This is a genomic window from Noviherbaspirillum sp. (assembly GCF_035254865.1).
GTDB lineage: Bacteria > Pseudomonadota > Gammaproteobacteria > Burkholderiales > Burkholderiaceae_D > Noviherbaspirillum.
In genome coordinates, this window is the sequence record NZ_DATFAF010000082.1 from 24,557 (window position 1) to 51,193 (window position 26,637).

23 protein-coding genes are annotated in these 26,637 nt (G+C 63.1%); 10 read left to right on the plus strand and 13 right to left on the minus strand.

The genetic code is table 11. From position 1 onward, the window contains the following. Nucleotides 1-72: 72 nt before the first annotated feature. Nucleotides 73-867, minus strand: a complete 795-nt coding sequence (ygiD, locus tag VJ651_RS20475; protein WP_324109202.1) for a 4,5-DOPA dioxygenase extradiol — start codon at nucleotides 865-867, stop codon at nucleotides 73-75. Nucleotides 868-991: 124 nt separating this feature from the next. Here ygiD and VJ651_RS20480 point away from each other — a divergent pair, with 124 nt between their 5' ends. Continuing rightward, nucleotides 992-1,651: a class I SAM-dependent methyltransferase gene (locus VJ651_RS20480; RefSeq protein ID WP_324109203.1), complete on the plus strand. Its 660-nt coding sequence runs from the start codon at nucleotides 992-994 to the stop codon at nucleotides 1,649-1,651. Nucleotides 1,652-1,667: 16 nt separating this feature from the next. Here VJ651_RS20480 and VJ651_RS20485 read toward each other — a convergent pair whose 3' ends face one another. Further along, nucleotides 1,668-2,621 carry a LysR family transcriptional regulator gene (locus VJ651_RS20485; RefSeq protein WP_324109204.1) on the minus strand — a complete coding sequence of 318 codons (954 nt, stop codon included), beginning with the start codon at nucleotides 2,619-2,621 and terminating at the stop codon, nucleotides 1,668-1,670. A 108-nt stretch (nucleotides 2,622-2,729) separates the two neighbouring features. On the opposite strand from VJ651_RS20485, the gene VJ651_RS20490 reads away from it, so the two are divergent. The 3 genes from VJ651_RS20490 to VJ651_RS20500 all read left to right on the plus strand — a co-directional run bounded on the left by VJ651_RS20490 (nucleotide 2,730) and on the right by VJ651_RS20500 (nucleotide 5,440). Next, nucleotides 2,730-3,392, plus strand: a complete 663-nt coding sequence (locus VJ651_RS20490; RefSeq protein WP_324109205.1) for an NADPH-dependent F420 reductase — start codon at nucleotides 2,730-2,732, stop codon at nucleotides 3,390-3,392. A gap of 268 nt (nucleotides 3,393-3,660) precedes the next feature. Further along, a complete protein-coding gene (locus VJ651_RS20495; protein WP_324109206.1) occupies nucleotides 3,661-3,822 on the plus strand; it encodes a hypothetical protein in 162 nt (53 codons plus the stop codon). Between the two features lie 112 nt (nucleotides 3,823-3,934). After that, nucleotides 3,935-5,440 (plus strand): long-chain fatty acid--CoA ligase, encoded by a 1,506-nt coding sequence (locus VJ651_RS20500; protein ID WP_324109207.1) that lies wholly within the window; start codon nucleotides 3,935-3,937, stop codon nucleotides 5,438-5,440. Between the two features lie 72 nt (nucleotides 5,441-5,512). On the opposite strand, the gene VJ651_RS20505 is transcribed toward VJ651_RS20500, so the two are convergent. From VJ651_RS20505 to gstA, 7 genes are all read right to left on the minus strand, one after another. Further along, nucleotides 5,513-7,528 (minus strand): sigma-54-dependent Fis family transcriptional regulator, encoded by a 2,016-nt coding sequence (locus VJ651_RS20505; RefSeq protein ID WP_324109208.1) that lies wholly within the window; start codon nucleotides 7,526-7,528, stop codon nucleotides 5,513-5,515. A gap of 549 nt (nucleotides 7,529-8,077) precedes the next feature. Next, nucleotides 8,078-8,584: an acetone carboxylase subunit gamma gene (locus tag VJ651_RS20510; RefSeq protein ID WP_324109209.1), complete on the minus strand. Its 507-nt coding sequence runs from the start codon at nucleotides 8,582-8,584 to the stop codon at nucleotides 8,078-8,080. Between the two features lie 33 nt (nucleotides 8,585-8,617). Further along, a complete protein-coding gene (locus tag VJ651_RS20515; RefSeq protein WP_324109210.1) occupies nucleotides 8,618-10,942 on the minus strand; it encodes a hydantoinase B/oxoprolinase family protein in 2,325 nt (774 codons plus the stop codon). Between the two features lie 11 nt (nucleotides 10,943-10,953). After that, nucleotides 10,954-13,098 (minus strand): hydantoinase/oxoprolinase family protein, encoded by a 2,145-nt coding sequence (locus VJ651_RS20520; protein WP_324109211.1) that lies wholly within the window; start codon nucleotides 13,096-13,098, stop codon nucleotides 10,954-10,956. Nucleotides 13,099-13,403: 305 nt separating this feature from the next. After that, nucleotides 13,404-14,384 (minus strand): aldo/keto reductase, encoded by a 981-nt coding sequence (locus tag VJ651_RS20525; protein WP_324109212.1) that lies wholly within the window; start codon nucleotides 14,382-14,384, stop codon nucleotides 13,404-13,406. A gap of 95 nt (nucleotides 14,385-14,479) precedes the next feature. Further along, nucleotides 14,480-15,631, minus strand: a complete 1,152-nt coding sequence (locus VJ651_RS20530) for a patatin-like phospholipase family protein (protein WP_324109213.1) — start codon at nucleotides 15,629-15,631, stop codon at nucleotides 14,480-14,482. A 38-nt stretch (nucleotides 15,632-15,669) separates the two neighbouring features. Next, nucleotides 15,670-16,278 carry a glutathione transferase GstA gene (gene gstA / locus VJ651_RS20535; protein WP_324109214.1) on the minus strand — a complete coding sequence of 203 codons (609 nt, stop codon included), beginning with the start codon at nucleotides 16,276-16,278 and terminating at the stop codon, nucleotides 15,670-15,672. A 201-nt stretch (nucleotides 16,279-16,479) separates the two neighbouring features. Between gstA and VJ651_RS20540 the strand changes: the two genes are divergently transcribed. From VJ651_RS20540 to VJ651_RS20555, 4 genes are all read left to right on the plus strand, one after another. After that, nucleotides 16,480-18,138, plus strand: a complete 1,659-nt coding sequence (locus tag VJ651_RS20540) for a long-chain fatty acid--CoA ligase (RefSeq protein WP_324109215.1) — start codon at nucleotides 16,480-16,482, stop codon at nucleotides 18,136-18,138. Between the two features lie 295 nt (nucleotides 18,139-18,433). Continuing rightward, nucleotides 18,434-20,164 (plus strand): methyl-accepting chemotaxis protein, encoded by a 1,731-nt coding sequence (locus VJ651_RS20545; RefSeq protein ID WP_324109216.1) that lies wholly within the window; start codon nucleotides 18,434-18,436, stop codon nucleotides 20,162-20,164. 324 nt (nucleotides 20,165-20,488) lie between these two features. Further along, the gene (locus VJ651_RS20550; RefSeq protein WP_324109217.1) at nucleotides 20,489-21,541 is read left to right on the plus strand and encodes an AraC family transcriptional regulator; all 1,053 of its coding nucleotides are present in this window, start codon (nucleotides 20,489-20,491) and stop codon (nucleotides 21,539-21,541) included. A 61-nt stretch (nucleotides 21,542-21,602) separates the two neighbouring features. Next, complete coding sequence (locus tag VJ651_RS20555; protein ID WP_324109218.1) at nucleotides 21,603-23,120, plus strand: B12-binding domain-containing radical SAM protein; 1,518 nt, start codon at nucleotides 21,603-21,605, stop codon at nucleotides 23,118-23,120. A 9-nt stretch (nucleotides 23,121-23,129) separates the two neighbouring features. Here VJ651_RS20555 and VJ651_RS20560 read toward each other — a convergent pair whose 3' ends face one another. The 4 genes from VJ651_RS20560 to VJ651_RS20575 form a co-directional block, all read right to left on the minus strand. Beyond that, nucleotides 23,130-24,026 carry a sigma-70 family RNA polymerase sigma factor gene (locus VJ651_RS20560; RefSeq protein WP_324109219.1) on the minus strand — a complete coding sequence of 299 codons (897 nt, stop codon included), beginning with the start codon at nucleotides 24,024-24,026 and terminating at the stop codon, nucleotides 23,130-23,132. Further along, nucleotides 24,023-24,595, minus strand: a complete 573-nt coding sequence (locus VJ651_RS20565; protein WP_324109220.1) for a hypothetical protein — start codon at nucleotides 24,593-24,595, stop codon at nucleotides 24,023-24,025. Before VJ651_RS20565 ends, VJ651_RS20560 begins: the two co-directional genes overlap by 4 nt. Beyond that, the gene (locus VJ651_RS20570; protein WP_324109221.1) at nucleotides 24,555-24,995 is read right to left on the minus strand and encodes a hypothetical protein; all 441 of its coding nucleotides are present in this window, start codon (nucleotides 24,993-24,995) and stop codon (nucleotides 24,555-24,557) included. Before VJ651_RS20570 ends, VJ651_RS20565 begins: the two co-directional genes overlap by 41 nt. A 99-nt stretch (nucleotides 24,996-25,094) precedes the next feature. Continuing rightward, nucleotides 25,095-25,310: a DUF3717 domain-containing protein gene (locus VJ651_RS20575; RefSeq protein WP_324109222.1), complete on the minus strand. Its 216-nt coding sequence runs from the start codon at nucleotides 25,308-25,310 to the stop codon at nucleotides 25,095-25,097. Between the two features lie 274 nt (nucleotides 25,311-25,584). Between VJ651_RS20575 and VJ651_RS20580 the strand changes: the two genes are divergently transcribed. Together VJ651_RS20580 and VJ651_RS20585 are read left to right on the plus strand one after the other, a co-directional pair. Next, nucleotides 25,585-25,782: a hypothetical protein gene (locus VJ651_RS20580; protein ID WP_136413806.1), complete on the plus strand. Its 198-nt coding sequence runs from the start codon at nucleotides 25,585-25,587 to the stop codon at nucleotides 25,780-25,782. Continuing rightward, complete coding sequence (locus VJ651_RS20585; RefSeq protein WP_324109223.1) at nucleotides 25,779-26,513, plus strand: phosphatase PAP2 family protein; 735 nt, start codon at nucleotides 25,779-25,781, stop codon at nucleotides 26,511-26,513. Before VJ651_RS20580 ends, VJ651_RS20585 begins: the two co-directional genes overlap by 4 nt. The last annotated feature ends 124 nt before the right edge of the window (nucleotides 26,514-26,637 follow it).

Below are 26,637 nucleotides of genomic sequence, written 5' to 3' on the forward strand. Positions count from 1 at the left end.
CAACAACACTTGTTAGACTTGCCGCTCTCCGCCGAGTTCAGGTTCTCCTGCCGGAAGGCATGTTTTCCGCCGTCAGGCGTGCGGGCCGACGACCGCGCTGAGCATGCTGATGGAACCGAGCTCGATGCCGTCGACGGGAATCGCGATCGGCTCGCCTTGCTGCTGCGTTCCGACAATATAAAGCAGCGGCAAAAAATGCTCCGGCGTCGGCACCGACAAGCGCGCATCCTCTCCCCACTGCGCGTAATCGACCAGGCGCTCGGCCTCGCCGCGCAGCAGGCAGCCGTGGATCGCGTCATTGAAGCGGATGGCCCAGTCATAGGCATCGCCATTGTTCCACTTGATCGTGCGCAGATTGTGCACGACGTTGCCGCTGGCCATGATCAGGATGCCTTCGTCGCGCAGCGAAGCGAGGCGCTGGCCGATTTCAAAATGGAAGCGGTTCGGGCGGCTAACATCGAGGCTGAGCTGGATCACGGGCACATCCGCCGCGGGATACATCTTGCGCAAAATTGACCAGGTGCCATGGTCCAGCCCCCAGCTTTCATCCAGCGTGACATCGACCGGCCGCAGCAAGTCGCGCACGCGTGCCGCCAGGGCCGGCGCACCGGGCGCCGGATACTGCACGTCGAACAGCGCCTGCGGAAAACCGCCGAAGTCATGGATGGTCCTCGGCGCATCCATCGCCGTCACCTGCGTGCCGCGCGTGGTCCAGTGCGCGGAAATCGCCACGATGGCCTTCGGCTTCGGCATGGCGGCCGCCAGTTGCCGCCATACGGCGGTGCTGGCGTTCTCTTCCAGCGCATTCATCGGACTGCCATGGCCGAAAAAAATGGCGGGCATGTGGGGGGAGGAAGATGGGCTCATGGGGTGTGTCCGATTGGATTGCGCTGGCGCAAACGATTGAACGGCGTTGACAGGAGTAGTGTCGCATATGAGGCCGAATTCGGCTTGTCGATTTTTTTCGATCGGATTTTGTTGAAAGGCAATCATGTCGAATCGCACCATCAACCTCAACGACGCGCTGTATCAGTACCTGATCGATGTGTCGCTGCGCGAGCATGCAGTGCTTGCCGAACTGCGTGCCGCCACGCTCAGCCATCCGCACGCCAGCATGCAGATCGCACCCGAGCAAGGCCAGTTCATGGCGCTGCTAGTAAAGATGCTGGGCGCGCGGCGCACGCTGGAGATCGGCGTGTTCACCGGCTACAGCGCGCTTGCGGTGGCACTTGCCCTGCCGGACGAGGGACGCGTCGTCGGCTGCGATATCAGCCGCGAATATACCGATGTTGCACGATCGTATTGGGACAGGGCCGGTGTCGGGCACAAGATCGATCTGCGTCTCGCTCCCGCGCTGGAAACCCTGGATGCGCTGCTCGCGCAGGGACAGGAAGGCAGTTTCGATTTTGCCTTCATCGATGCGGACAAGACTGCGTATGACGCGTATTACGAGCGGTGCCTGACGCTCCTGCGCAGCGGCGGCGTGATCGCCGTGGACAACGTGCTGTGGAGCGGGCGCGTGATCATGCCGGGCGCGGACGCGGACACGCTGGCGATCCAGGCCTTCAACCGCAAGCTGCATCACGATGTGCGGATCGACCTGTCGCTGGTGCCGATCGGGGACGGCTTGACGCTGGCGAGGAAGCGCTGAGGAAATCCGGCCTGCGTCAGGCCGCGAAGGCGCGCAGCGCGGAAGGCCGCACATGGAGCGCCTCGGTCTTTGCCAGGTTTTCGAGCAGATATTCCACCGTCGCGCGCACCCTCGGCGCGACCAGTGCGCGGTGCGGATACTGCAGCACCATTTCACGTGCGCCGGAATGATGCTGCGCGGCGAGCAGCACCTTCAGCCGTCCTTCGCGCAAATGCGGCCACGCATGATGCACGCCGGCCTGCGCAATGCCGAGGCCGAGCAGTGCCGCATCCACCACGGCTTCAGGCGCGGAGACCGTCAGCACGGGCGATGCCGGTTCGACATCGATGGCTTCGCCGCGCCGGTCCTTGAAATTCCAGCGCGATACCTGGCCGTTCAGAAAGCGCAGGGCAATCATGCGATGCCGCGCCAGGTCTTCGCGGCGCTTCGGCACGCCATGCTCCTTCAGGTAGGCGGGCGAGGCGACCAGTACCGTATGCAGCGTGCAAACATGGCGCGATATCAGGCTCGACTCTTCAATCACGCCGCCGCGCAGTGGCAGGTCGTAGCCGTCCTTGACCAGATCGATGCGGCGGTCTTCCATGTCCACTTCCAGCGCCAGCGCGGGATAGCGTTTCGCCAGCGCCGGAATCAGGGGCAGCAGATAGAAGCGGCCGAAGGCGCTGCTGGTGGAGATGCGCACCCGGCCCATCGGCGCGGCGCGCTGTGCCGCGACGGCATCGATCGCATCGTCGAGCGCGGTGATCGCAATGCGGGCGCGTTCCAGGAAGGCCGCGCCTTCGGCGGTGAGCTGGAGCGAGCGCGTGGTCCGGTTCATCAGGCGCACGCCGAGGGCGCGCTCCAGGCCGGCGAGGTTCTTGCTCACCGCCGCCGCGGAGATGCCGAGCGCCCTGGCTGCGGCGGCGAGGCTGCCGCGCTCGGCGGCATGGACGAAGGACAGAATGGCGCGCACGCGCTGGGAGGAATCCATTGCCAACCTCAGGTTATGAATATCATGAGTGATTATAGTCTTCCGCTCATCAGTCTCGCAGCCCACAATGCCTGCACATCCACTTGATTCACTTGAAGGAGAATGAACATGAGCAATACAGCAAAGACCGTCGCGGTTCTCGGCAATGGCATGGTTGGCGTCGCGGTCGCCAGGGGGGTCGCAGAACTGGGCTACCGCGTCGTGTTCGGCACGCGCGACACGGCGGGCGCCAAGACGAAGGAAGCGCTCGCTGCCGTGCCCGGCGCGCAAGCGGCATCCTTCGCGCAGGCGGCAAAGCAGGGCGATCTGGCTTTCGTCGCCTTGCCCTGGAGCGGGCTGGAAGAGGGGCTGCGCGCAGCGGGCGCCGGCAATCTCGCGGGCAAGCTCGTCATTGACGCATCCAATCCGCTCGACTTTTCACAGGGTGTGCCGCGTCTCGCGATCGGCCACGTGGATTCGGCCGGCGAACGGGTACAAGACCTGCTGCCGGAAGCGAAGGTGGTGAAAGCTTTCAACACCATCACGGCGGCCCACATGGTCCATCCGAAGCTGCCTGACGGCACGCCCGACATGTTCATTGCGGGCAATGACGACGGCGCCAAGGCGGAGGTATCGGACCTGCTGCGCGCCTTCGGCTGGCGCGCGCCGATTGACATGGGCGACGTCACGGCCAGTCGCCTGCTTGAAGCGCTGGCGATGCTGTGGATCAGCTACGGCTTCCGCAACGACCATTGGTCGCACGGCTTCAGCCTGCTCGGGCAGAAGCGCTGAACTCACGACTGCTGCCGGGTCGGCAACACGCCATCCCGGCACCTTGGCCCCCATCCAAGCTGGCGCCGGATCTCTTCCATTGATGGCGGCGGACGGTGCTCGCGCCGCCGTTGCTCCAGATACTGCCGAACTCGCTCCTTCGTCGGTTGCGCAGATTTTTCCATGATTTGCTCCATGTGCAGGTTCACTCGTAACGAGGCGCCGAGGCTGCACCGATTTTTGCAAGGAGCGTGCCAATGCTTGCCGCGCTCAAAGGAGAACGGGTAGCATGGACAAGCATCCGCGTGCCACAATCGGGAAAGTTCACGCGCGCCTGAGTGCCATCGGCGTCCTTGCTGAAAAAGCCGGCGCGTTCGACCTTCGAACGCGTTCCGAAGGAGCGACCGGTTTCGAGACGGTGATGAAGAATCGTTTCGGTGACGCTGGGTGACGCTGGCAAGCGGAGAGCCGCGTCGCGCATGGCGTGTCACGGCGTGCGGGCGGCGGGCATGCTCCTTGCGAATGACCACGAACATGACAGCAGACCAAGGAAAGGAATACGAGTGAATCTGGCGAACCTTCTCATGCGCATCGCGAAGCGGCTTCCGGAACGGCCGGCACTCGCGCACGGCAATAGGGAGCTGTACAGCTATCGAGAACTGGCGCATCGTGTCTGCACCCTGTCGGGTGCGCTGCGCGACCGCTTCGCTCTGCGGCACGGCGACCGTGTCGGCCTGTTCATGCACAACTGCCCGGAATACCTCGAGGTCCTGTACGCGATCTGGCATGCCGGCCTGGTCGCGGTGCCGATCAACGCCAAGCTGCATCCGAAGGAAGTGCAATTCATTCTCGACGACGCAGGCGTTTCCTTGCTGTTTGTCGCCGACGATCTCGATGTGCCGACGCTGGCCGAGGTGGTCAGCATCGCATCGGCGCAATACCGTGCCCTGTTTGCCGCGGGCGCGCAAGCGGCGATGGGACCATACACGCCGGGCGATCTCGCGTGGCTGTTCTACACTTCCGGCACCACCGGCAAGCCCAAAGGGGTGATGCTCACGCATGACAACCTGCTGGCCATGACGCAGTGCTATTTCACCGACGTCGACACGGTCACGATGAATGACAGCACGCTGTATGCCGCGCCGATGTCGCACGGCGCCGGCCTGTACAACCTGCCGCATGTGCTGGCCGGCGCGCGCCATGTGGTGCCGGAGTCCGGCGGTTTCGCGGCAGAGGAAATCATCGAACTGGGCCGGCGCTACGGTAGTCTGTCGATGTTCGCCGCGCCCACCATGGTGCGCCGCCTGGTCGACCATTGCGCATCCCATGGCGGCGATGCGCAGGGCATCAAGACCATCGTGTACGGCGGCGGCCCGATGTATGTGGAGGACATTCGCCGCGCGCTGCAGGTGATGGGGCAGCGCTTCGTGCAAATCTACGGCCAGGGCGAAACGCCGATGACGATCACCGCCCTGTCGAAATTCCATCTCGCGCAGACGGAGCATGCGCGCTACCTGGAGCGTCTCGGCTCCGTCGGCGTGGCGCAGTCGGCGGTGGAGGTGCGCGTGGTCGATGCGGACGGCAGCGATGTTCCGCCGGGAGAGAGCGGCGAGATCGTCGTGCGCGGCCCGACCGTGATGCGCGGCTACTGGAATAATCCCGGTGCCACCGCGCAGGCGCTGCGCGACGGCTGGCTGTATACCGGCGATGTCGGCGCCTTCGACGACGACGGATTTCTCACGCTGAAGGATCGTTCGAAGGACATCATCATCAGCGGCGGATCGAACATCTATCCGCGCGAAGTGGAGGAGGTGCTGCTGATGCATCCGGCGGTCGCCGAAGTCTCCGTGGTCGGCCGCCCGAGCGCGGAGTGGGGCGAGGAGGTGGTGGCCTTCGTCGTCTGCGCGGAGGGGAAGTCGGTCGCGGCAGACGAGCTCGATGCCTTGTGCCTGGCGCACATTGCGCGCTTCAAGCGCCCGAAGGAATATCGCGTGGTGCCGGCCCTACCGAAGAACAACTACGGCAAGGTGCTGAAAACCGAATTGCGGCAAGCGCTGGCCTCCAAGTAACGGGCGGCGGGCGCGTCCATGAAAAAGCGGGAGCGCCGTGCCTGGCACTCCCGCTTTTTTTCGCGCCGAAAATCAGGCCCGGCTGCGCGTCTCGCTGACTGCGCCGTCCAGCCCGTATTTCCGGATCTTCTGATACAAGGTGCTCTTGGCGATGCCGAGCTGGGCCGCCGCCCGCGTCAGGTTGCCGCCGCTGAAAGTGAGTGCGCCGCGAATGGATTCCGCCTCGGCGGCTTCCAGCGAACAGGCCTTGCCGCCGGCCGGCGCCGTCCCGGCGATCGAAGCTGCGGGCAAGGCTTGCACGGCCGAGCCGATTTCAGGCGGCAGGTTGTCCGATGAAATGACGCTGCCCTGCGTCATCAGCAGCGAACTCTCGATTACATTGCGCAGTTCCCGCACATTGCCGGGCCAGTCGTACTGCGCGAGCCGGGCAAAGGCCTCGTCGTCGAAGGATGCGGCGGGCAGCCCATAGCGTTCGCACAAATGGCTGAGCCAGTAGGAGATCAGCGCCGGCAGGTCGGCCTTGCGCTCGCGCAGCGGCGGGATGAGCACGTTGGTGACGGCGATGCGGTAGAACAGGTCCATGCGGAATTTGCCCTGCGCGACATCGTCCTTCAGGTTGCGGTGCGTGGCGGCGACCAGGCGGAAACTCACCTTGCGCGGCGTGTTCTCGCCGAGACGGTAGATCTCGCCTTCCTCCAGCACGCGCAGCAGGTGTGGCTGGATCTCGAGCGGCATTTCACCGATTTCGTCGAGGAACAGCGTGCCCTTGTTGGCGGCTTCGATCTTGCCCGCGGCGCCTGACTTGCGCGCGCCGGTGAAGGCGCCTTCCGCATAGCCGAACAGTTCGCTCGCCAGCAGGTCCTTCGACAGGCCGCCGCAGTTGAGCGCGACGAAGGGACCGTCCGCGCAGGCGCTGGCCTGGTGGATGCCTTGCGCGAACAATTCCTTGCCGACGCCGGTTTCGCCGAGCAGCAGCACCGGCACGTTCGACGGCGCGAGATGCTGCGCCTTCTGCACCGCCGTGCGCAGCACCGGGCTGTTGCCGACGATGCGCGAGAACGCCGGCTGCGCGCGGTCGCGCACCTTGACCGCCTCGGCGGACAACTGGGTCGAGCGGTAGGCCGGCGCCGGGATCACGGCCAGGAAGCCGAGCACCTCGCCGTTCTCGCGGATGGTTTCGATGCGGGCCTGCCGCAGCCATGCGGGGACGAGCTGCGAAGCATCTTGGCCGGCGAGCGCTGCCGCGCTGGCGATGGGCAAGGTGCTGTTCAACTGCTCCGTGACGCCCAGGCGCGCGAGCACGGAAGTCGCCTTGGGATTGGCCTTGACCAGATGGCCGTGGTCGTCCAGCACCAGCACCGCATCGTCGCGCCCCGAAGCGCAATAGGCCATGCAGCGGTCCAGCAGGCGCAGGCGGCGCTCCATGCCCAGCTTGGCCAGTCGGCTTTCGATCCGGCCCGCCATCGAGACCGTGAGCGCAAGGCTGTGCTGGCTGTAGGTGTGGGCGAGTCCGGACACGTCGATCGCGCCCAGCACGCTGCCGTCCAGCGGATCGCGGATCACGGTGGCGGAGCAGGTCCAGCGCTTGATGCCGGCGCAGAAGTGCTCGGCGCCATGGATCTGCACCGGTTGCTGCAGCGTCAGTGCGGTGCCGATGGCGTTGGTGCCGGCGTTGAGTTCGGTCCAGTTGCTGCCGGGGATCAGGCGTACTTCGCTGGCCGGCCCGACGATGCGCGTATCCCCTTCGAGTTGCAGGATCACGCCGTCGGGATCGGTCAGCAGCATGATGGTGCCGGTCTGCGCGAGGAAATCGCGCGTCTGCTGGATCAGCGGCTTGCTGGCGTCGAGCAGGCGGGCGTTCTTCGCGCGGCAGGCCATCAGGCGATGATCGTCCAGCGGCGGCGGCGCGCGATCGGCCGTCGGATCGACCTGACTGCTCAGGCAGCGGCGCCAGGAATCGTCGATCAGCCCCCGCAGATCGGGGGCGTGGTTGGCCTTGCCGCTGATCAGGTGTTCCCACGCCAGCAGGATGTTGGCGTCATGATCCGGACGGGAAAACCAGTCCATCGGAGTGCTTGTCTTTTGCATTCCGCGTCTCCTCATTGGCCCGGATTGGCCGGGCTCTCTGTCGTTCGCTCCCTGCTTGATCATGTGCCCTTGGGCAATTTGCCGGGCATCTTGTCGTCTTATCCTACTCCATCCGACCGGTTGCTGTCTTGATACGGAAATGTCGGCATGACAATTGAGCAAGGCATGTGCCAGCGATCGAATACATGCGGATCTCGCAGCATGGCGGGTGCTGTTTTCTCTCTCTGGCCAGATGGCGCGACCTCGATTGAAAACGCTTTTCGGACCAGTGGCGCACCGTTCGAAAACGAAACGGCCGTCCGAAAATCGAACGGCCGCCGTTCGAACGACGACTTCACAGAGGCGATCAGGCCGACATCGTTTCAGCGGTATTCGCCAACGGACATGCTTCAATCAGGATGTCCACGGAAAACACGAAAGGCACGGAAGAGTAAGAGGGTGCTTGCAACAGAGTGTGATTGCTTGACGCTCTCGCGGACAAGGAATTCCGGTCATCTCCTGTTTCTGCTTTCCGTGCTTTCCGTGATTTCCGTGGACACGGGTTTTACATCAATCCACGCGCTCCGGCACAGGCAGCTTCACCCATTCCTTGTAGAAGGCTTCGATGTCCGGTTCGAAGTCGTGGATCACCGGATACCACGGTGTCGGTGCTTCCACGTCGTGCATGGTGCCGCATTCCGGACAGTAGTACTCGCGGTACACCTGCCAGCTGGTGTCGGGTGCCATCAGGCGCGGATAGACTTCCGTCATGGCTTCCTCGTTGTCGCGCACATGGATGTTGGCGTGCAGCTTCCAGTTTTCGCGGTAGTCGCAGAACACGTGCCCGCAATCGCATTGCGTGACCCACTTCTTCGTCTTCGCCTGCTGCACGATGTACATGTGCGGACCCAGTGGCAGGATGATGCGGTCCTTCCAGCCGAGCTTTTTCTGCAAGGTATCGACATACATGCGGAAACGCTCGCCATCCTTCGGCATCGACAGCATGCGCAGCGTGGTGTCCCAGTCCAGCTTGCCGTCGACCAGGTTCTTGATTTGCTCACTTGTATACTTTGACATGGTGCTTCCTTTCGTGTGTTTGGCCGGTCGGGATCATTCTTCAACCAGCACGACAGTCTTCACATCCGGCATCTCGGACAAGTCCATGCGGAACTTGGAACCGTAGGTCGGCACATCGAGCTCGTCCTCGCTCAGCGTCCAGGATGCGGGGAGGTCCCAGAAATCGCGGAACTGCTGCTCGAACTTCTTCGACAGGCCGAAGCTGGTGGCGAACATGTGCTGCACCTGGGTCGATGCGTGCTTGACCAGGATGCGGTCGCGTTCGCTCTTCATCCATTCGCGCGTCGGCTGCGAACGCGCGATGCGCTGCTTGCGGATTTCCAGGCGCATCAGTGCCGTCTGCTGTGCATCGACGCTCCACAGGCCGTTGGCATCCTTGGTCGCGACCGCGCCATAAACCTTTTGCGCATACTCCGGCAGCAGCAGCGCATTGTTCAGGTCGCGCGCGATGCCTTCCACGTCGCGGTCGAGTGGATCGCCGAAGCCCGGGCCGCCGCGCAGGTAGTTCAGGTACAGGTCATAGTTGTCGTAGCAATCCTCGGTGGTCATGCACTGCTTGTCACGCTTGACGGTCGCACCCGCGTTCAGGTGGTTCTCGTAGTCCGGCAGGTCGGGATTGGTGTCCGCACCCAGCGGCAGCGTGTCGCCGGCGGCAATGCGCTCCTTCAGGCCGGTCTGGTGCGCCTCGAAGCGATAGCCGGTGGCCGCCGGATAGCCGCCCATCAGGCCCCAGTCGCTGTTCATGTAGCCGTTACCCATGAAGAACATGGTCCAGTCCTGCGCCTTCCACACCATGCGCAGCGTCTCGAAACCGCAGCCGCCGCGATACTTGCCGTAGCCGCCCGAGTTGGTCTTCACGTTGCGGCCAAGGTAGAGCAGCGGCTCGGCCATTTCCCAGATCTCGATGTCGCCCATGTCGCCTTCGGGATTCCAGATCGCCGCCGCATGGCTCAGGCCATCCTTGATCGCGCAGGCGCCGGTGCCGCAGGACGAGGCTTCGAAGCTGTTGACCGCATGGATTTCGCCGTCCTGGTTGATGCCGCCGCCCTGCAGCCAGTTCGAGGTATTGGCATTGCCGGCATTGACTTCCTCCAGGTAGCCGCGGCTGAAGTAAGCCTGCGACAGCCCGCGCCACATCGCGCTCCAGCCCGATACCAGGAAGTGCCATGCATAGGCGTGGCCGGTGCGGCGGTCGTCCGGATTCATCCAGGTGCCCTTGGGCAGGTGGAACTCGGTGCCGAAGTAGGCGCCGTCGTTGATGCGCTGGGTCGGCACCAGGGTCTGGGTCATCATCACCCAGATGCCGCTGGTGAAGGCGACCTGGTGCGCGTTGTAAGAATGCCAGCCCCAGCGGCTCGCGCCCTCGAAATCGAGGCGCCAGGAACCGTCCTTGCGGATCTCCATTTCGACCGGCGAGTGCATGATGGAATCGAGCTTGGCGAAGGCGTTGGAGGTCTGCACGTCTTCATGCGCGTAGGGCACGTCGACGAAGGCCACCTTGCGGTACTTGCCCGGCAGGGTCATGGCCTTGATGCGGGTCTGCAGGCCGCGCCGTCCTTCCTCGATCACTTCATACGAAAACTGCTCGTAGGCTTCCAGCCCTTCATCCTCGATCACTTCCTCGATCAGGTCGCGGATCATGTGGCAGCCGGCGATACGGGTGCGTTCGTCGAGGATCCAGTACTTCGGCGTGCGCACCGAGCGCTGACTCTCGTGCAGCCAGTCGCGCAGCGGCGTATCGTTCACGCCGGTCTTGCGGCAGGTGATCATGTAGCCGTCGCCGAAGCGCTGCGTCTGTCCGGTCGACATGGAACCCGGTGTCACCGCGCCGGTATCGATCACGTGCGTGACGCCGCCGACCCAGCCGACCAGCTTGCCGTGCGCGAAGATCGGCACGATGGTCGCGATATCGCAGGGATGCACATTGCCGATCGAGCAGTCGTTGTTGGTGAACATATCGCCGGGATTGATGCCGGGATTGCCTTCCCAGTTGTTCTCGATCATGTACTTGATCGCCGCGCCCATGGTGCCGACGTGGATGATGATCCCGGTCGAGGTCAGCACACAGTCGCCGGCCGCGTTGTAGAGCGTGAAGCACAGTTCGCCTTCCTGTTCCACGATCGGGCTGGCCGCGATCTTCTTCGCCGTTTCGCGCGCATGTACCAGGCCGCCGCGCAGTTTCGAGAACAGCTTCTCGTAGCGGATCGGATCCTTCTCGCGGAATTCGAGGCGCTCCAGGCCGTTGTAGTGGCCGCTGGCCGCAGTGCGCTCGAGGATGCCGTCGCGGAATTCCTTGAGCGTCTGGCCGGTCTTGAGCAGGTCGGCAAAGCCGACTTCCTTGCTGGACATCATATTCATGGTATGTCTCCTTATTTCGTTTCTTTCAAGTGGAACAGGCGATGCTTGTCGAGCGTCGTGGCAAAGCCCTTGGGAACGACGAAGGTGGTGGCGTCGGACTCGATGATGGCGGGGCCGGTGATGGTGTTGCCCGGCTTGAGCGCTTCCATCTTCCACAGCACCGCTTCATGCCACTGCTTGCCGCGATACAGCGGACGGGTACCGATGTGCGCCTCTTTCGGCGGCATCGCTCCGCCTTCCGGGTCTTCCGGCAATACCGGCTTCTGCGTCACCACCATGCCGCGCATGATCGCGCCGGTGACGGAGAAGCCGAGTTCCGGCGAGCGCGCCGAACTGGCGTACACGCGACCGTAGGTCTCTTCGAAGGCATCGACGATCCGGTTCCAGTCCTCGGCGGTCGCCGCGCTGCCGATCGGCGAACTGATTTCGAGGTCGTTCAACTGACCCATGTACTGCATGCGGTAGCCGGGGCGCAGGATCACTTCCTCCGCCTTGAAGCCGTTGATCTTGAATTCCTCGATCACCTTGGCGGCCAGGTCGGACCAGGCGCTCTGGATGGTCTGCGCGGCCTTGGCCTTGTCTTCGTCGCCGGCATCCTGCGGCAGCGCCAGGTCGACGCTCCTGTCGTAGCGGTATTCGAAGTCAGCGCAGGCGCAGCCGAAGGCCGAGAAACCCGCCGCCCAGGCCGGCACCACCACGTCCTTGAAGCCCAGCCCTTCGGTGTAGCCGTAGGTATGCACCGGCCCCGCGCCGCCATACGAGAAGCAGACGAAGTCGGCCGGGTTGTAGCCCTTGGCGCTGACGTTGGAGCGCAGATACTCGCGCAATTGCAGGTCGAGCAGTTCGATCACGCCGGCCGCCGCGTCTTCCACCGACAGGCCGAGCGGATCGGCGATCTGCTGCTTGATGTGCTGGCGCGCGCGCTCCACGTCCAGCTTGATGGCGCCGCCGAGGAAGTTGTCGGGATTCAGATAGCCGAGCACCACATGGCAGTCCGACACCGAGACGGTATCCAGCCCGCTCTCCGGCCAGCAGGTGCCGACGCGATAGCCGGCACTGTCGGGGCCGAGCTTGATCGCGCCGCTGTACGGGTCGAGCCGCACGAAGCTGCCCGCACCCGCGCCGACCGAATCCATCGTCACCAGCGGCAGCGACAGCACCAGGCGTGCCATGTCGGGGTCGGATGCAATCGCGAAATTGCCCTTGGTGATCAGCGCCATGTCGAAGGAGGTGCCGCCGATGTCGGAGCAGGCGATGTTGTCATAGCCCAGCGCCTCGCCCAGCAGCTTGGAGCCGATCACGCCGCCGATCGGGCCCGACACGATGGTGCGCGCCAGCTCCTTGGCCTTCCAGCTGATGGTGCCGCCGTGCGTGGCCATCACGCGCAGATCGAATTTCGCGCCGTGCTTCTTGAAGCGGTCGCTGACCTTCTTCAGCGTCTGGCGCGAGGGCTCCGCCGCATAGGCTTCCAGCACCGTGGTGTTCATGCGGTGGCTTTCCTTGCGCTGCGGGTAGTAGTCGACCGAGGCGAACACCGGGATGTCGCAATTCATCTTCTTCAGCTCGTCGCGCGCCACATCGCGCGCGCGCTGTTCGCTCTTGCCGTTCTTGTGCGATTGCAGGAAGCAGATCACGATGGCCTTCGATCCTGCCGCGACCAGTTCGCGCGTGGCCTGGCGCACCTCATCCTCGCGCAGCGGCATCACGATCTCGCCCTGCACGTCGGTGCGCTCGGTCGCGCCGCGCGTGCGCGACAGCGGCACCAGCGGCTCGTCGTAGCGGTGGGTGTTGAGGTGGATGCGCTCTTCCAGAGCATAGCCCAGGTAGGACTGGATGGCCCGTCCCATCGAATGCACATGCTCGAAGCCCTTGTTGACCATCAGGCCCACATCCAGCCCCTTGCGTTGCACCACGCGATTCAGCATCGCCGTGCCGGAATACACGCAGGTCAGCAGCTCGGGATAAACGTCATCGACGTCGCGCTTCCAGTGCGCCAGCGCATCCTTCGAGGAATTGAAGATCGCGAGCGATTCATCCTCGGGATTGCTCTGCGCCTTGCCGACGACGAAGCGGCCGTCGGAGCGAACAAAAAAGGTGTCGGTCATCGTGCCGCCGGCATCGATCCCCATCACCTGCACTTGTGATTGCACTTGCATAGCCTATCTCCTTCCATTGTTGTCTCTCACGGATGCCGAAGAACGGCGCCGTAGCCAAAACACACCGCCTTGATAACGATGGTTCGAGCCTCATTTCGCAAGCGGCGTGCCAGTGAAGACGTTTTGAAGAATTCCCTTTGTCGTCAATGACTTGTGGCGAGCACGGGAGATGACGGGAGGAGGAGAGGAGCGGCGCGTCGCGTCCGGCGTCGTGAATCCGGACGGCGACGGCGTTCGATTTTCAAACCGTGGAGGGAGGGCGGCCGCTGCGAGTCTTGCGCTTCAGCGGCCGCTTGAGGAAACGATCAGTTGTGGCCGACCACCGCATGCGGCACGTAGGGTTCTTCCAGCCGCTCGATTTCTTCCGTGCTGAGCTTGAGGGATAGCGCCGCGACCGCGTCATCGAGATGCTGCATCTTCGTCGCGCCGACGATGGGCGCGGTGACGGGAGATTTCTGCAACACCCAGGCCAGCGCGACCTGCGCGCGCGGGACGTTGCGCTCCCTGGCGATCTCGGCGACGCGCTCGACCACTTTGCGGTCTTCGTTCGCGGTGTTGATGTAGAGGCCCTTGCCGAACTCGTCCGTTTCCATGCGGGCGCTGCCTTCGTCCCAGTCGCGCGTGAGCCGGCCGCGCGCCAGCGGGCTCCACGGAATCACCGCGATGCCTTCGGCGCGGCACAGGGGCAGCATTTCGCGCTCCTCTTCGCGGTAGAGCAGGTTGACGTAGTTCTGCATGCTGACGAAGCGCGTCCAGCCGTTCTTCTCGGCGACGTGTAAGGCTTTCGCGAATTGCCATGCATACATGGATGACGCGCCGATGTAGCGCGCCTTGCCCGCCTTGACCACGTCATGCAGCGCTTCCATGGTTTCCTCGATCGGCGTCTTGGTATCCCAGCGATGGATCTGGTAAAGATCGACATAGTCGGTGCCGAGCCGCCGCAGGCTGGCATCGATCTCGGCCATGATCGCCTTGCGCGACAGGCCTTGTCCATTGGGGCCGGGATGCATGCGGCCATGCACCTTGGTGGCGATGACGACGTTGTCGCGCGACGCGTAATCCTTCAGCGCGCGGCCGAGGATTTCCTCGCTGGTGCCGTCGGAATAGATATTGGCGGTGTCGAAAAAATTGATGCCGAGGTCGAGCGCCTTCTTGATGAAGGGGCGGCTCTGTTCCTCGTTCAGGGTCCAGGGATGCGAGCCGCGCCCCGGCTCGCCGTAGCTCATGCATCCGAGACACAGGCGCGAGACATCCATGCCGGTGCGGCCGAATTTGATGGTGTTCATGCTGCGATCCTTTTCTTCTCGTTGGGGGTATCGATCTGCCTCGATATCCTATTCGGAAATGAAAAGTTTCGCTGCGGCAGTCAGCGGCCGGGCACCTATCGCTGTTCGTACGTCTTCACCGGCACCGGCATCAACTCATGCACCAGTACGCCGGTGCCTTCCGGCGCTTCGGTACGCCAGGCCGCGTGCTGGACCGCGCGCAGCGCATCCTTGTAGCCCTGATCCCAGCGCCACTCGATCGAGCCCTTGGAAAAGTTGAGATCCTTCGATGCCATCTGCCAGTCGCGCCCGGCATAGGCGAGGCGGATGATGTGCATGGTGGTATCGACGCCGACCTTGTCGACTTCGGCGCGCTCTTCCTCGCTCAGCATCTCGTCGGGAACCTTCTGGCGCAGCATGCGTACCATGCGCCGCAGCCGGTGCCCGCGCAGGTAGGCGTCGATATGGCGGCGCGAACGCGAGGCGTATAACACATCCTTCTGGCGCGTGTGCACTTGCTCCAGCGTCGTCGGCTCGGGGCCTTCCGGACTCCACAGGTCAACCATGAAGCAGATGGTATCGGCGCGCGGTTCGTCGCCCAGCACGATTTCCAGCGGCGTGTTGGAGTACAGGCCGCCGTCCCAGTACAGATCGCCGTCCACGCGCACGGGTGGAAAACCCGGCGGCAAGGCACCGCTCGCCATGACGTGCTTGATGCTGACTTCGCGATGCGCGGTGTCGAAATGCTCGAGATGCCCGCAAGTGACCTTGATGGCGCTCACCGTCAGCCGTATGCCGCCCGGCGTGTTCAGGTAGTCGATATCGACCAGGCGCCCGAGAGTTTCTTCGAGCGGACTGGTGTCGTAAAAGCTGGCCTGTTCCGGCGGCACGATCCATCCCGCGAAAAACGGATTGAACCAGCGCAATGCATAGAATCCCGGCACGCCGCACGTCACCGAATCGAAAGTGGTCAGCATGGTGTTGAAGCGTCGCGCAGGGTCCGGGACGCTGCGCATGTCGATCAGGTCGCGGTGCGCGATTTCGTCCCAGAACTGGCGCAGCCGCGACAGCCGCTGTGCGCGTTCATTGCCGGCGATAAGCGCCGCGTTGATCGCGCCGATCGACGTGCCGACCACCCAGTCGGGTGTCAGGCCGTGTTCATGCAATGCCTGGTAGACGCCTGCCTGATAGGCGCCGAGCGCGCCCCCGCCTTGCAGCACCAGCGCCACCCGTGGCCCGGAGCCTATCGATTTTATCTTTGAGTTCATTGGCTTGTCGTCGCGATGAAGACATCATTGCAGCACACCTAGGCCTTGATCAAACCCTCGGCCACCATGGCGGCGTGTACTGTCGAACGGGCCGCCACGCGCTGCAGATAAGCCTGCACTGCGGGCCAGCCGCTCAGATCGAATTTCAAGGGACGGGCCCAGCTCAGCACAGTGAAGAGGTAGGCATCCGCCACGCTGAATTGGTTCCCGGCGAGGTGCTCGTGCGTGCGCAATTGCTTGTCGACTATGGCGATCCGTTTCGCCAGCGTCTCGCGCGCGGCCTGTTTGGTTTCTTGCGGTGCCTGATGAAACAGCGTGCCGAATGCCTTGTGCAATTCGGTCGAAATGAAATTCAGCCATTCGATCAGGCGATAGCGTTCCATGCTGCCGGCCGGCGGCGCCAGCCGCTTTTGCGGCACGAGATCGGCGACGTATTGCACGATGGCCGGACCTTCGGTGAGATATTCCCCGCTGTCGAGTTGCAGGGTGGGGACATAGCCCTTGGGATTGATGCTGAGGTAATCGGCGCCGCTCGCTGTTTTTCCGGTCGCCAGATCGACCTTTTCCACGTCAAACGGCAGGCCTGTTTCCAGCAGCACGATGTGCGGCGACAGCGAGCATGTTCCGGTAGCATAAAACAGCTTCATCGGGACTCTCCTTGAGGCAGATCAGCACGGACACCGGCGGCACTTTCGCGCGCTGCCAATTGTGAACATCTTTACATTCTTGATGGTAGCGCAGGGTGCACAATCCTGCAGAGCGCGCATCAGGGAAGCGCATCGGGCAAGATTTCCGGCGCGAACTATAATCAAGAATCAGGTTCTATTAATACAACAACGAGAGAGACAATGAACACCCGCCATTACGCCGTCTGGCCCGAAGGCCTGCCCTATACCATCACCGCACCCGAAACCAGCGTGTATGTGAACCTGGAAATTTCCGCGCGCCGCTATCCGAACAAGGCGGCCATCATCTTTTACGATACCGTGCTGAGCTACGCGCAGGTGCATGCGGAAGTGCTTGCGCTGGCCGGCTACCTGCAACATGTGTGCGGGGTGAAGCGCGGCGATCGCGTGCTGCTCGACATGCAGAACAGTCCGAAATTCATCATCGCGTTCTTCGCGATCCTGCGTGCCGATGCCATGGTGGTGCCGGTCAATCCGATGCTGGTGACCGACGAGTTGCGGCACTATGTCGCTGACAGCGGCGCGAAGGTCGCCTTCGTCGCACAGGAGTTGTACCCGCGCGTGGCGCCGCTGATCGGCGAGGGTGGCTTGTCGCAGGTGATCGTGGGTGCGTATTCCGATTACCTGCTTGCACCGACCGACCTCAATGTACCGGATTTCGTGCGCGTACCGTACAGCGTCGAGGCCGGGCCCGGCGTCACGGCATGGAAGGATGCGGTGGCGGAAAAGCATGCGCCGCGCGCGCACGAGGCCGGCCCCGACGACCTGGCCTGCATGCCCTACACCTCGGGTACGACCGGCAAGCCCAAGGGTTGCGTGCACACGCATCGCTCGGTGATGTTCAATGCCGCGGCCAGCCCGGCCTGGTCGGGCCCGACCGTTCCCGACCATGTGACGCTGGCCGTGCTGCCGTTCTTCCATGTGACCGGCATGCAGTCGGTGATGAACGCCATGATCTTTTCCGGCGGCGGCATCGTGGTGCTGCCGCGCTGGGACCGCGATGCGGCCGGCCAGCTGATCACGCGTTACAAGGTCACGACCTGGACGCTGATACCGACCATGATGATCGATTTCCTGTCCAATCCGCGCCTCGCCGAGTACGACATCTCCGGACTGAAGCGCGTGTCCGGCGGCGGTGCCGCGATGCCGGCCGCGATCGCGCAGAAGCTGCTCGACATGACCGGCCAGCAGTACATGGAAGGCTACGGCCTGTCGGAGACGATGGCGGCGACGCACGTCAACCCGCCCAAGCGCATGAAGCAGCAATGCCTCGGCATTCCTTATCTCAACGTCGATTCGCGCATCGTCGATCCGGTCACGCTGAAGGAAGTGCCGCAGGGCGAGACGGGCGAGATCTGGATCCACGGACCGCAGGTGTTCCAGGGCTACTGGAACGATCCGAAGAAGACCGCGGAAGCCTTCGCCGAACTCGACGGCAAGCGCTTCTTCCGTTCCGGCGATCTCGGCTACATGGACGAGGAAGGTTTCTTCTTCTTCACCGACCGCCTGAAGCGCATGATCAACGCCAGCGGCTTCAAGGTCTGGCCGGCGGAAGTTGAATCGATGATGTACCAGCATCCGGCGGTGCAGGAATGCTGCATCATCGCCGCGCGCGATCCCTATCGCGGCGAAACGGTGAAAGCGGTGATCGTCAAGCGCGCCGGCGCCGAAGCGAGCGAAGATGACATCATCACCTGGGCGCACGACAAGATGGCCGTCTACAAGGTGCCGCGCCTGGTCGAGTTCGTCGACACGCTGCCGAAATCGGCGACCGGCAAGGTGATGTGGCGCGCCTTGCAAGAAAAGGAAATGGCGAAGTGATGCCGCAACATTTGGCCTGTTAAGCCCTCCGCCGGCGATCCTTGATGTATTCGCATCTCGAGGTTGCCGGCAGCATCACCTCTCGCGTCAGCCCGTCTCATCATCCTGACCGACTCTCGGTTTTTCGTGTGTTGCCGCTTTGATCAGCAGCGTTGGAATTTCGCATCGGTGATATTTGTGACGCGCATTTTTGCTTGCGCTGTGGCAACTTTCGCGCGCAATATTGACGTGAATCAAATTTTCTTCGCCTCGCATCCGAGAAGAAACCCGCCACATCTTCACGAAGCACAATTCCATGGACATTCGAAATATGAAAGTCGGGACGCGCCTTGCACTGAGCTTCGGCAGCGTCTGCATCCTGTTGTGGATCATCCTCGCGGTCGGCGTCAGCCAACTGGCGGCCCTCGACAACGGCACATCTTCCATCGTGCAGGACCGCTGGCCGAAAATCGCCGCGGCTTCGGACCTCATGGCGCAGACGGACCGGATCGCGATCGCGCTGCGCAACATGATGCTGATCGACAGCAAGGAAGATCGCCAGAAGCAGGTCGACGACATCATGGATGCGCGCAAGAGCGCGGGGGGCGACTTCGACAAGCTGGACAAGATGATCGCTCTGCCGCGCGGCAAGGAGTTGCTCGGGCAAGCGAAGGACGCGCGCAAGCGATATGCCGACGGGCAGGACAAGCTGATCGCACTTGTGAACGAGGAAAAGGCACCGGAAGCGAAGGCCTACCTGGCTGCGGAGCTGCGTCCCGTCCTCAAGACGTATAAGGACAGCCTGACCGGCCTCATTCAGTTCCAGGTCGAGCTGATGGACGCCTCCGGCAAGACGGCGAACCGGACCTTTGCTACTGCACGTACCGTGATGCTGGCGCTCGGCACCTTCGCCATCCTGCTGGCGGCCGGTATCGGCTTGATCATTACGCGCAGCTTGCTCAAGCGGCTGGGCGGGGAACCGGAATTCGCCGCCTCGGTCGCCACGCGCATTGCCGCCGGCGACCTGCGGGTGGGCATCGAACTCAAGCAGAACGATCAGTCCAGCATGCTGCATGCGATGCGCGCCATGCGCGACAACCTTGCCAATATCGTCTCGCAGGTGCGGCAAGGCACGGACATGATCGCGACTGCCTCAAGCCAGATTGCCTCGGGCAACCTCGACCTGTCCTCGCGCACCGAGCAGCAGGCCAGCTCGCTGGAAGAAACTGCCTCTTCGATGGAGGAGCTGACCTCCACCGTCAAGCAGAATGCCGATAACGCGCATCAGGCGAATACGCTGGCGATCTCCGCATCCGAAGTGGCCGGCCGCGGCGGCATGGTGGTATCGCAGGTGGTCGACACCATGGGTTCCATCAACGAGTCGGCGAAAAAGATTGTCGACATCATCGGCGTCATCGACGGCATCGCGTTCCAGACCAACATCCTCGCGCTCAATGCCGCGGTGGAAGCGGCGCGCGCCGGCGAGCAGGGGCGCGGCTTCGCGGTGGTGGCCACCGAAGTGCGCAACCTCGCACAACGCTCCGCCGGCGCGGCGAAGGAAATCAAGGCACTGATCAATGACTCGGTCGAAAAGATCCACGTCGGCGCGAAGCTGGTCGACGATGCCGGTGCGACCATGAACGAAGTCGTCGAGAGCGTCAAGCGCGTGAGCGACATCGTCGGCGAAATCACCGCGGCATCGCGTGAGCAAACCACCGGCATCGAGCAGATCAACCAGGCGATCGCGCAGATGGATCAGGTGACGCAGCAGAACGCCTCGCTGGTGGAGGAGGCCGCCGCCGCGTCCGAGGCCATGCAGGAACAGGCGCAGCAACTGGTGCGACTGGTCAGCGCCTTCCAGGTCGACGGCGCACACATGACCGCAAGCGCGCCGGCACCCAAGCCGCGCGTTGCAATACCGGTTCAATCGGTTCCGCGCCTCGCGCGAAAGAGTGCCGGCGTACCCGTCGCCGCACCGCGTCCCGCACGTTCCACGCGTTCCGTGGCCCCGTCCGCGAGCGCGAGCGAGGATTGGGAAGAGTTCTGAGCCACTATTCCGGAGCCCGCGTAGCGGCTTGAGCGCGCAGGAGGCCATGCGGTCATCGCGATCCGCCTCCTGCAATGGAACCATTTCTTCCGCCGGCTCACCCATGTCTTGAGCCCAGGGGCATCGGCAGCGACAACACATGCCGTCGCGTGCGGTCGTGATACCGCTCCCCATGGGCGGCAAGGGCGGAATCCTCTCGCCAATTTCCCTTTGTCGAAAATCAAGGCACCCGCCGAATGGCTTGCGAAGCAAAGTGCATGGGCTGGCGAGCCGGCGTCAGCCTGTGACAGCATCGCAAGCCTTTATTGTTCATTGCGGAAAGAGATGACAGTACCTGCCTATTGGTTCGAACCTGCATTCCACCCGACCTACGCACGCCTGCTGTGCGTGATGCTGCGCAAGCGCGGGGTGGGAACCGACCGGCTGCTGGCGGGCGCCGGTTTAAGCAGGTCCGAGCTGACGGACGCCGAGCGGACCATCGGCTTTGCACAGATGCAGGTCCTGGTGCGATCGGCCATCGCCTTGAGCGGCGCGCCCTTGCTGGGCGCGGAAATCGGCGCAAGCGCGCCGGCAGCGGCGCATGGCCAGGTCGGCCGGGTGGTCGTCTCCGGCACGAACCTGGGGCAGGCGATCGAGGCACTCGCGCGCTACAGCAAGCTGCGCTGCACCGTGCTGGAATTTCGCCCGGACTGTGACGACACCCATTGTCGCTTGCAAGTGCGAGAACTGTGCGATCTCGGCGACCTCAGGACCCCGATACTCGAAGCCGCGTTGATGGTGGTCGTGCGCCTTCTTCAAACCGTGCTCGGCCAGATGCCGGAGCAGGTGCAATACAAGCTGCCTTATCCCGAGCCCGCATGGAGCGCCGCCTATGCGTCGTTGTTGCGAGGCCGCAAGCGTTTCGGCACGGCCAGCCTGGAAATCAAGCTGCCGCGTACGCTGCTGGATGCGCCTTGCGTCACCGCCGATCCGGTCGCCTTTGCATCGGCCCAGCGCGACTGCGAGCAGGCGCTGGAACAGATCCTGCACAAGAGCGATCTGCTGCAGCAGATCAGGTCGCGCCTGCGGACATGCGGAGAGACATTTCCGACCTGCGAGGCCATCGCGGCGGAGCGGCACATGTCTTCCCGCACGCTGATGCGCAAGTTCAAGCAGCGCGGCACCAGCTATCAGGATTTGCTGGACGAGGTGCGCAAGGAGCGGGCGCAATGGCTGCTGCAAAATACCGGCTGTTCGCTGGCCGAGATTGCCGAGCGACTGGGTTACTTCGATGCATCGAACTTCAGTCGCTCGTTCCGGCGCTGGTTCGGCATGTCACCCAACGTTTTCCGGCGGGCGAACAGCAGTCATGTGGAGAGTGCATCGCCCCCCAATTGAATCGCGAAGCAGGCGGGGCGCAGGCGTAAAATAGCGGCTCACTGAATTGCCTGCCTTCTCCATGACCATCCTGCTTGCCACACTGAATGCCCGTTTCACCCATGCATCGCTCGGGCTGCGTTATCTGCTCGCCAATATGGGCGACTTGCAGGAATCGACGCGCCTGGAAGAATTCGTGATCGGTACCAAGACCACCGAAGTGGTCGAAAAGATACTGGCGCACAAGCCGCGCATCGTCGGGCTCGGCGTGTACATCTGGAACGCCGAGGAGGCCGCCAAGGTGGTCGCCGTGCTCAAGCGCGTCGCACCCGAGGTCATCGTCGTGCTCGGCGGGCCGGAAGTGTCGCATGAAACCGCCGAGCAGGCGATCGCACAGATGGCGGACTATGTCGTCACCGGCTGGGGCGACGTGACCTTCCCGAAGCTGTGCCGCGAGATCCTCAACGGTCCCAAGCCGCTGATGAAGATTCATGCCGGCGTGCAAGCGTCGATGAACGAAATCAAGCTGCCCTATGCGTTCTATAACGACAAGGACATCGCGCACCGCACGCTCTATGTGGAGGCATCGCGCGGCTGTCCGTTCAAGTGCGAGTTCTGCCTGTCCTCGCTCGACAAGACCGCCTGGCCCTTCGATCTCGATACCTTCATGGCGGAAATCGAATCGCTGTATGCGCGCGGCGCGCGGCTGTTCAAGTTTGTCGATCGCACCTTCAATCTCAACATCAAGTCGAGCTTGCGGATCATGCAATTCTTCCTCGACAAGCTCGCCGCCCATCCGGAAGATCCGGTCTATGCGCACTTCGAAGTCGTGCCCGACCATTTGCCGGATGCGCTCAAGGAAGCGATTGCGAAATTCCCGCCGGGCACGCTGCAGCTGGAGATCGGCATCCAGTCCTTCAATCCGGAAGTGCAGGCCACCATCAGCCGCAAGCAGAACAACGAGAAGGCCGCCGACAATCTGCGCTGGCTGTGCGAACACTCGCACGCGCACCTGCATGTCGACCTGATCGCCGGACTGCCCGGCGAGGACATGGACAGTTTCGCGCGCGGCTTCGACCATCTGGTGAAGATCAATCCGCATGAAATCCAGTTCGGTATTCTCAAGCGCTTGCGCGGCACGCCGGTGATCCGCCATACCGAGACCTACGGGCTGGTCTTCGACCCGTATCCGCCGTACACCATCCTGGCGAACAATTGCATCGACTTCGCCACCATGCAGCGCCTGGTGCGCTTTGCGCGCTACTGGGACATGATCGCCAATTCGGGACGTTTCGCCAACACCCTGAAACTCATCCTGGACCAATCGCCATTCGCCAATTTCATGGCACTGTCCGACTGGATCTACGTCAAGACCGATGCCACGCATCGCATCGCCCTCGAACGCCTGACCGGCCTCGTCGGCGAGTGGCTGCGCGAACGCGGCCATGATGCCGAGGCCGTGACCGCGGCGATCGACAGCGACTACGCCGGCCAGATGCAAAAGCGCGAAGTGCGTCTCAAAGGCGCGGCAGAGCATGCCAGGAACAAGGCCAAGGCCGACGCGCTGCCGCAGCGGCAGGCGCGCCATCTGGCGGCCTGATCTTCGACTTTACGGCGCCACCATCTGCAGCTTGTCCGGATTGCGCGTCACATAGATCGCCTTGATTTCGCCCGGCGCGCCGGGTTCGAGCGCGATCGTCTGCACCAGCTCGCCCTGCACGGTGGAAATCACGAAGCCGGGCAAGCCATTGATGCGCGCCGGACGGGTGCGATGCACCTGCGCATCGTACAGGCGCGCAAAGCCGATCAACACCTTCGCAATCTGATCACGGCCGAACAGCGGCTGAGGCACCGCCGTGACGCGGCCGCCGCCATCGGATACGAAGGTCGCATCCTGAGCCAGCACCTGCGCCAGCGCATCGACATCGCCGTCGCGCAGCGCACGGACGAACGCGCCTGCCAGACGTTGCTCTTCGTCCGGCGTGACCTTGACCGCGGGCCGGCTCGCATGTACGTTGGCGCGCGCCCGCGAGGCAAGCTGGCGGCAGGCGGATGCGCTGCGCCCCAGCGCCGCCGCGATCTCGTCGAAACCCATGTCGAATACATCATGCAGCAGGAAAGCCGCGCGCTCCAGCGGCGACAGGCGCTCCAGCGTCAGCATGAAAGCAAATGACAAGTCGCTGGCCAGCTCATGCGCCGCTTCCGGCCCCGGCTGGAACGCCGCTTCATCATCGACCACCGGTTCGGGCAGCCAGGAACCGACATAGACCTCGCGCTGCGCCTGCGCTGACTTGATGCGGTCCAGGCACAGGCGTGTGACGGTGCGCGACAGGAAGGCGCGCGCATTCTCGACGCGCGAGCGATCCGTCGCATGCCAGCGCAGCCATGCATCCTGCACCGTATCCTCGGCCTCGGCGCGCGAACCGAGCATGCGATAGGCGAGTGCGCGGAGATGCCGGCGATGCGGCTCGAAGTCGTCCGCCTCTTGCATTACCGTGCTCGTCATGCTGCCGACTCCCGCACCGCTGAAGGAAGTGTTTGCGCAGCCACCCGCGTCTCCGCCCCGCCGATGCGCACGCGCGTGCATGCTTGACCGTGGCCCAGCGCATATTTCATGGTCGGATACACCTTCGCCGCGGCAATCGACAATGCCAGTGACACCACTGCCCGCTGGCCCCAGCGCACCACGATCTGCTCGCGCAAGCCGTCGGCTTCCAGGTCATGCGCCAGCACCGCGCGGGCGTAGCGCACCGCGAGCGTGACATCCGGACCCATGGCCTTCTCGTCATTGTCGAACACCGCACGCAGCAGCCGCGCGCTCACACCTTCCCTTTCAGCCATGGTCACTGTCAACTGCGTGCAGGGCCCGCAATCCTCGGAACGTATCGCGACGACTTTCGCCGCATACCAGGCATCGAGCGGAATATCTTCGCGATGGCTCGACATCTTCATCACGGGAACGAAACGCGAGAAGGCTTTCCAGCTCGTGTCCAGTACCTCGCGTATATAACTCGCGTCGTAATCGAAGGCCCGCTCAAACGCGGCGAGCCGTCGCCGTGCGATCCATTTCAGCATGGAAGTTCTCCTTTGAAAAAACGCCAGGCCGGCGCGGCCACGCCAGCCAAACCGCAACAACAGGAAGCAGGAACACGCCCGGCACGTCGCGCAGCCAATGATGCGCATCCATGGTGCCGGCCATCATCTCGCCGACGTGTACCAGCGCATGCAACACCAGAAAGAGGCTGCCCACCATGGCGGCGCGCCAGGCGCGCGTGTCGCGCCAGAGCCAGAAGAAACCGGTGCCCGCCACCAGGTAGGCGCAACCGATGTCGCGCACGAAGTGTGCGTTGAGCGGCCCGGTTTCGGTGACGCCCGGTATCGTCGTGTACCAAACGGCCGGCACAAGAAGCATGACGAACCCGTTCACCGCAAGCAATACTGCCAGCAACAGCCGCGCGGAAGATAGAAAGTGCATGACGTCCTCATCCTGAAAGACCTTTGTCCCCTCAAGACGAGGCAGCCAACCGGAACGTGACATGTCCGTGCAAAAAGACGGTGAATGGCGGAAAAGGCATCATCCCGAACGTTGAAGCCAGGCGTCGATCAATTGCCGCGCCGCCTGGTCGAGCGAGTCGAGCGGAAGCGTGCGCGCCTGTTGAAAAATCATCATTGCATACACCGTTGCCAAGGTATTCACCTCGGGCGACAAGGCGCGCTCCTCGCCGCTGGAAGGCCGCAGCGTGCGCCAGTAATTGATGGCTTGTTCGAGTTCGGGCAGGGTGATGTCCATTTGTCCATTTTAAGGCAGATACCCGAGCAATTTGCTCGGCAATCGCAGGAGAGGCGGCAGCGGATGCCGACTGGCCAGCTTGCCTGCCATCCGGAAAAAGATATTGATCTACATTCACATGCCAGCGGCGAAGGCGGCATAGAGTATGCGGATGACGAGATCGGGAAATTGATCGCTATGGCTCCGAACGCGCCGCGTCGCCTGCCTTGCAAAAGTGGCACGCAGGGCAAGCCAAGCCGTCGCCGCCCATGCGACACGCTTTGCCGGCCATGCTATGCTGCACGCCTTGGCCGATGAGGGCGGCGCCTTTGTTGGCACTAATCAATCTCTCGACTGTCTCAAGAAAAACATCCTGACCGTTCTGCGTCCCGGTCCACGGTTGGCCGCCTTCCGGGGCAAGGCCGCATCGCGCGCGATCCGCATGCCGGGCGCCGCACCGGGCATTAACGGTCTTTATCGGAAGCTGTCATGAAAACCCTGCAGAATACCTGGCGCACGTATGAACTCCTGGCCTTGCCGCTTGTGCTCGCCCCGTTCATCTACTGGATTTTCGAGGCCACGCCGATCGACCGCGTACTGATCGGCTGGTACTACGACGCGCATGCGCACATGTTCCCGCTGCGCGACAGCCCATTCATGCAGAACGTCATGCACACCGGATTGAAGATGGCGATGATTGCCGTCGGCGTGGTCGTGCTCGGCGCATTTCTGATGACCTTCATCCGGCCGCAATGGCAGCCGCATCGCCGCAGACTGCTCTGGCTGTTCGTCGCCATGGTCGGCGGTCCGCTGCTGGTGTCCGTGCTCAAATCCACCAGCACGCTGTATTGCCCCTGGGACCTCGTCGACTACGGCGGCTCCGCGCCTTTCCACGCCTTGTTCGAACGCCTGCCTGCGGGTATCGCTCCCGGCAAATGCTTCCCCGGCGGCCATGCCTCCGGCGGTTTCGCGCTGATGGCCGTGTACTTCGCCTGGCGCGACACGCACGCCAGACTCGCCCGCCTGTTTCTCCTGATCGGCCTCGCCGCCGGCATGCTGATGGGATGGGCGCAGATGATGCGCGGCGCGCACTTCCTGTCGCACAACGTCTGGTCAGCCTGGGTCGTGTGGGTGTTTTTGGCGGTGTTTTATTATTTGCTGCCGCCGCATCCGGTGCGTCGTGCTGTCGTTGCGGATGATGAGGCGGTGGCGCGGGCGGCTTGAGTGTGCGGTGCGCTAAACGAAGCGTCTCGACCTGCTGCTCAGGACATGTATTCCAAGTTAATGCGGAGGTCAGGTGCTTACGAAATGGCGGCATTTTGTATGGCCGCTACCGTCCCTGTCCGGC

Bases quoted from the DNA above. Each gene is read 5' to 3' on its own strand.
- VJ651_RS20540 (WP_324109215.1), top strand. From the start codon at position 16,480: ATGAACACCCGCCATTACGCCGTCTGGCCCGAAGGCCTGCCCTATACC.
- VJ651_RS20495 (WP_324109206.1), top strand. From the start codon at position 3,661: ATGGACAAGCATCCGCGTGCCACAATCGGGAAAGTTCACGCGCGCCTG.
- VJ651_RS20560 (WP_324109219.1), bottom strand. From the start codon at position 24,026: ATGACGAGCACGGTAATGCAAGAGGCGGACGACTTCGAGCCGCATCGC.
- VJ651_RS20585 (WP_324109223.1), top strand. From the start codon at position 25,779: ATGAAAACCCTGCAGAATACCTGGCGCACGTATGAACTCCTGGCCTTG.
- VJ651_RS20580 (WP_136413806.1), top strand. From the start codon at position 25,585: ATGCTGCACGCCTTGGCCGATGAGGGCGGCGCCTTTGTTGGCACTAAT.
- gstA (WP_324109214.1), bottom strand. From the start codon at position 16,278: ATGAAGCTGTTTTATGCTACCGGAACATGCTCGCTGTCGCCGCACATC.
- VJ651_RS20575 (WP_324109222.1), bottom strand. From the start codon at position 25,310: ATGGACATCACCCTGCCCGAACTCGAACAAGCCATCAATTACTGGCGC.
- VJ651_RS20480 (WP_324109203.1), top strand. From the start codon at position 992: ATGTCGAATCGCACCATCAACCTCAACGACGCGCTGTATCAGTACCTG.
- VJ651_RS20545 (WP_324109216.1), top strand. From the start codon at position 18,434: ATGGACATTCGAAATATGAAAGTCGGGACGCGCCTTGCACTGAGCTTC.
- VJ651_RS20570 (WP_324109221.1), bottom strand. From the start codon at position 24,995: ATGCACTTTCTATCTTCCGCGCGGCTGTTGCTGGCAGTATTGCTTGCG.
- VJ651_RS20565 (WP_324109220.1), bottom strand. From the start codon at position 24,595: ATGCTGAAATGGATCGCACGGCGACGGCTCGCCGCGTTTGAGCGGGCC.
- VJ651_RS20510 (WP_324109209.1), bottom strand. From the start codon at position 8,584: ATGTCAAAGTATACAAGTGAGCAAATCAAGAACCTGGTCGACGGCAAG.
- VJ651_RS20550 (WP_324109217.1), top strand. From the start codon at position 20,489: ATGACAGTACCTGCCTATTGGTTCGAACCTGCATTCCACCCGACCTAC.
- VJ651_RS20525 (WP_324109212.1), bottom strand. From the start codon at position 14,384: ATGAACACCATCAAATTCGGCCGCACCGGCATGGATGTCTCGCGCCTG.
- ygiD (WP_324109202.1), bottom strand. From the start codon at position 867: ATGAGCCCATCTTCCTCCCCCCACATGCCCGCCATTTTTTTCGGCCAT.
- VJ651_RS20520 (WP_324109211.1), bottom strand. From the start codon at position 13,098: ATGCAAGTGCAATCACAAGTGCAGGTGATGGGGATCGATGCCGGCGGC.
- VJ651_RS20555 (WP_324109218.1), top strand. From the start codon at position 21,603: ATGACCATCCTGCTTGCCACACTGAATGCCCGTTTCACCCATGCATCG.
- VJ651_RS20515 (WP_324109210.1), bottom strand. From the start codon at position 10,942: ATGAATATGATGTCCAGCAAGGAAGTCGGCTTTGCCGACCTGCTCAAG.
- VJ651_RS20505 (WP_324109208.1), bottom strand. From the start codon at position 7,528: ATGCAAAAGACAAGCACTCCGATGGACTGGTTTTCCCGTCCGGATCAT.
- VJ651_RS20530 (WP_324109213.1), bottom strand. From the start codon at position 15,631: ATGAACTCAAAGATAAAATCGATAGGCTCCGGGCCACGGGTGGCGCTG.
- VJ651_RS20485 (WP_324109204.1), bottom strand. From the start codon at position 2,621: ATGGATTCCTCCCAGCGCGTGCGCGCCATTCTGTCCTTCGTCCATGCC.
- VJ651_RS20490 (WP_324109205.1), top strand. From the start codon at position 2,730: ATGAGCAATACAGCAAAGACCGTCGCGGTTCTCGGCAATGGCATGGTT.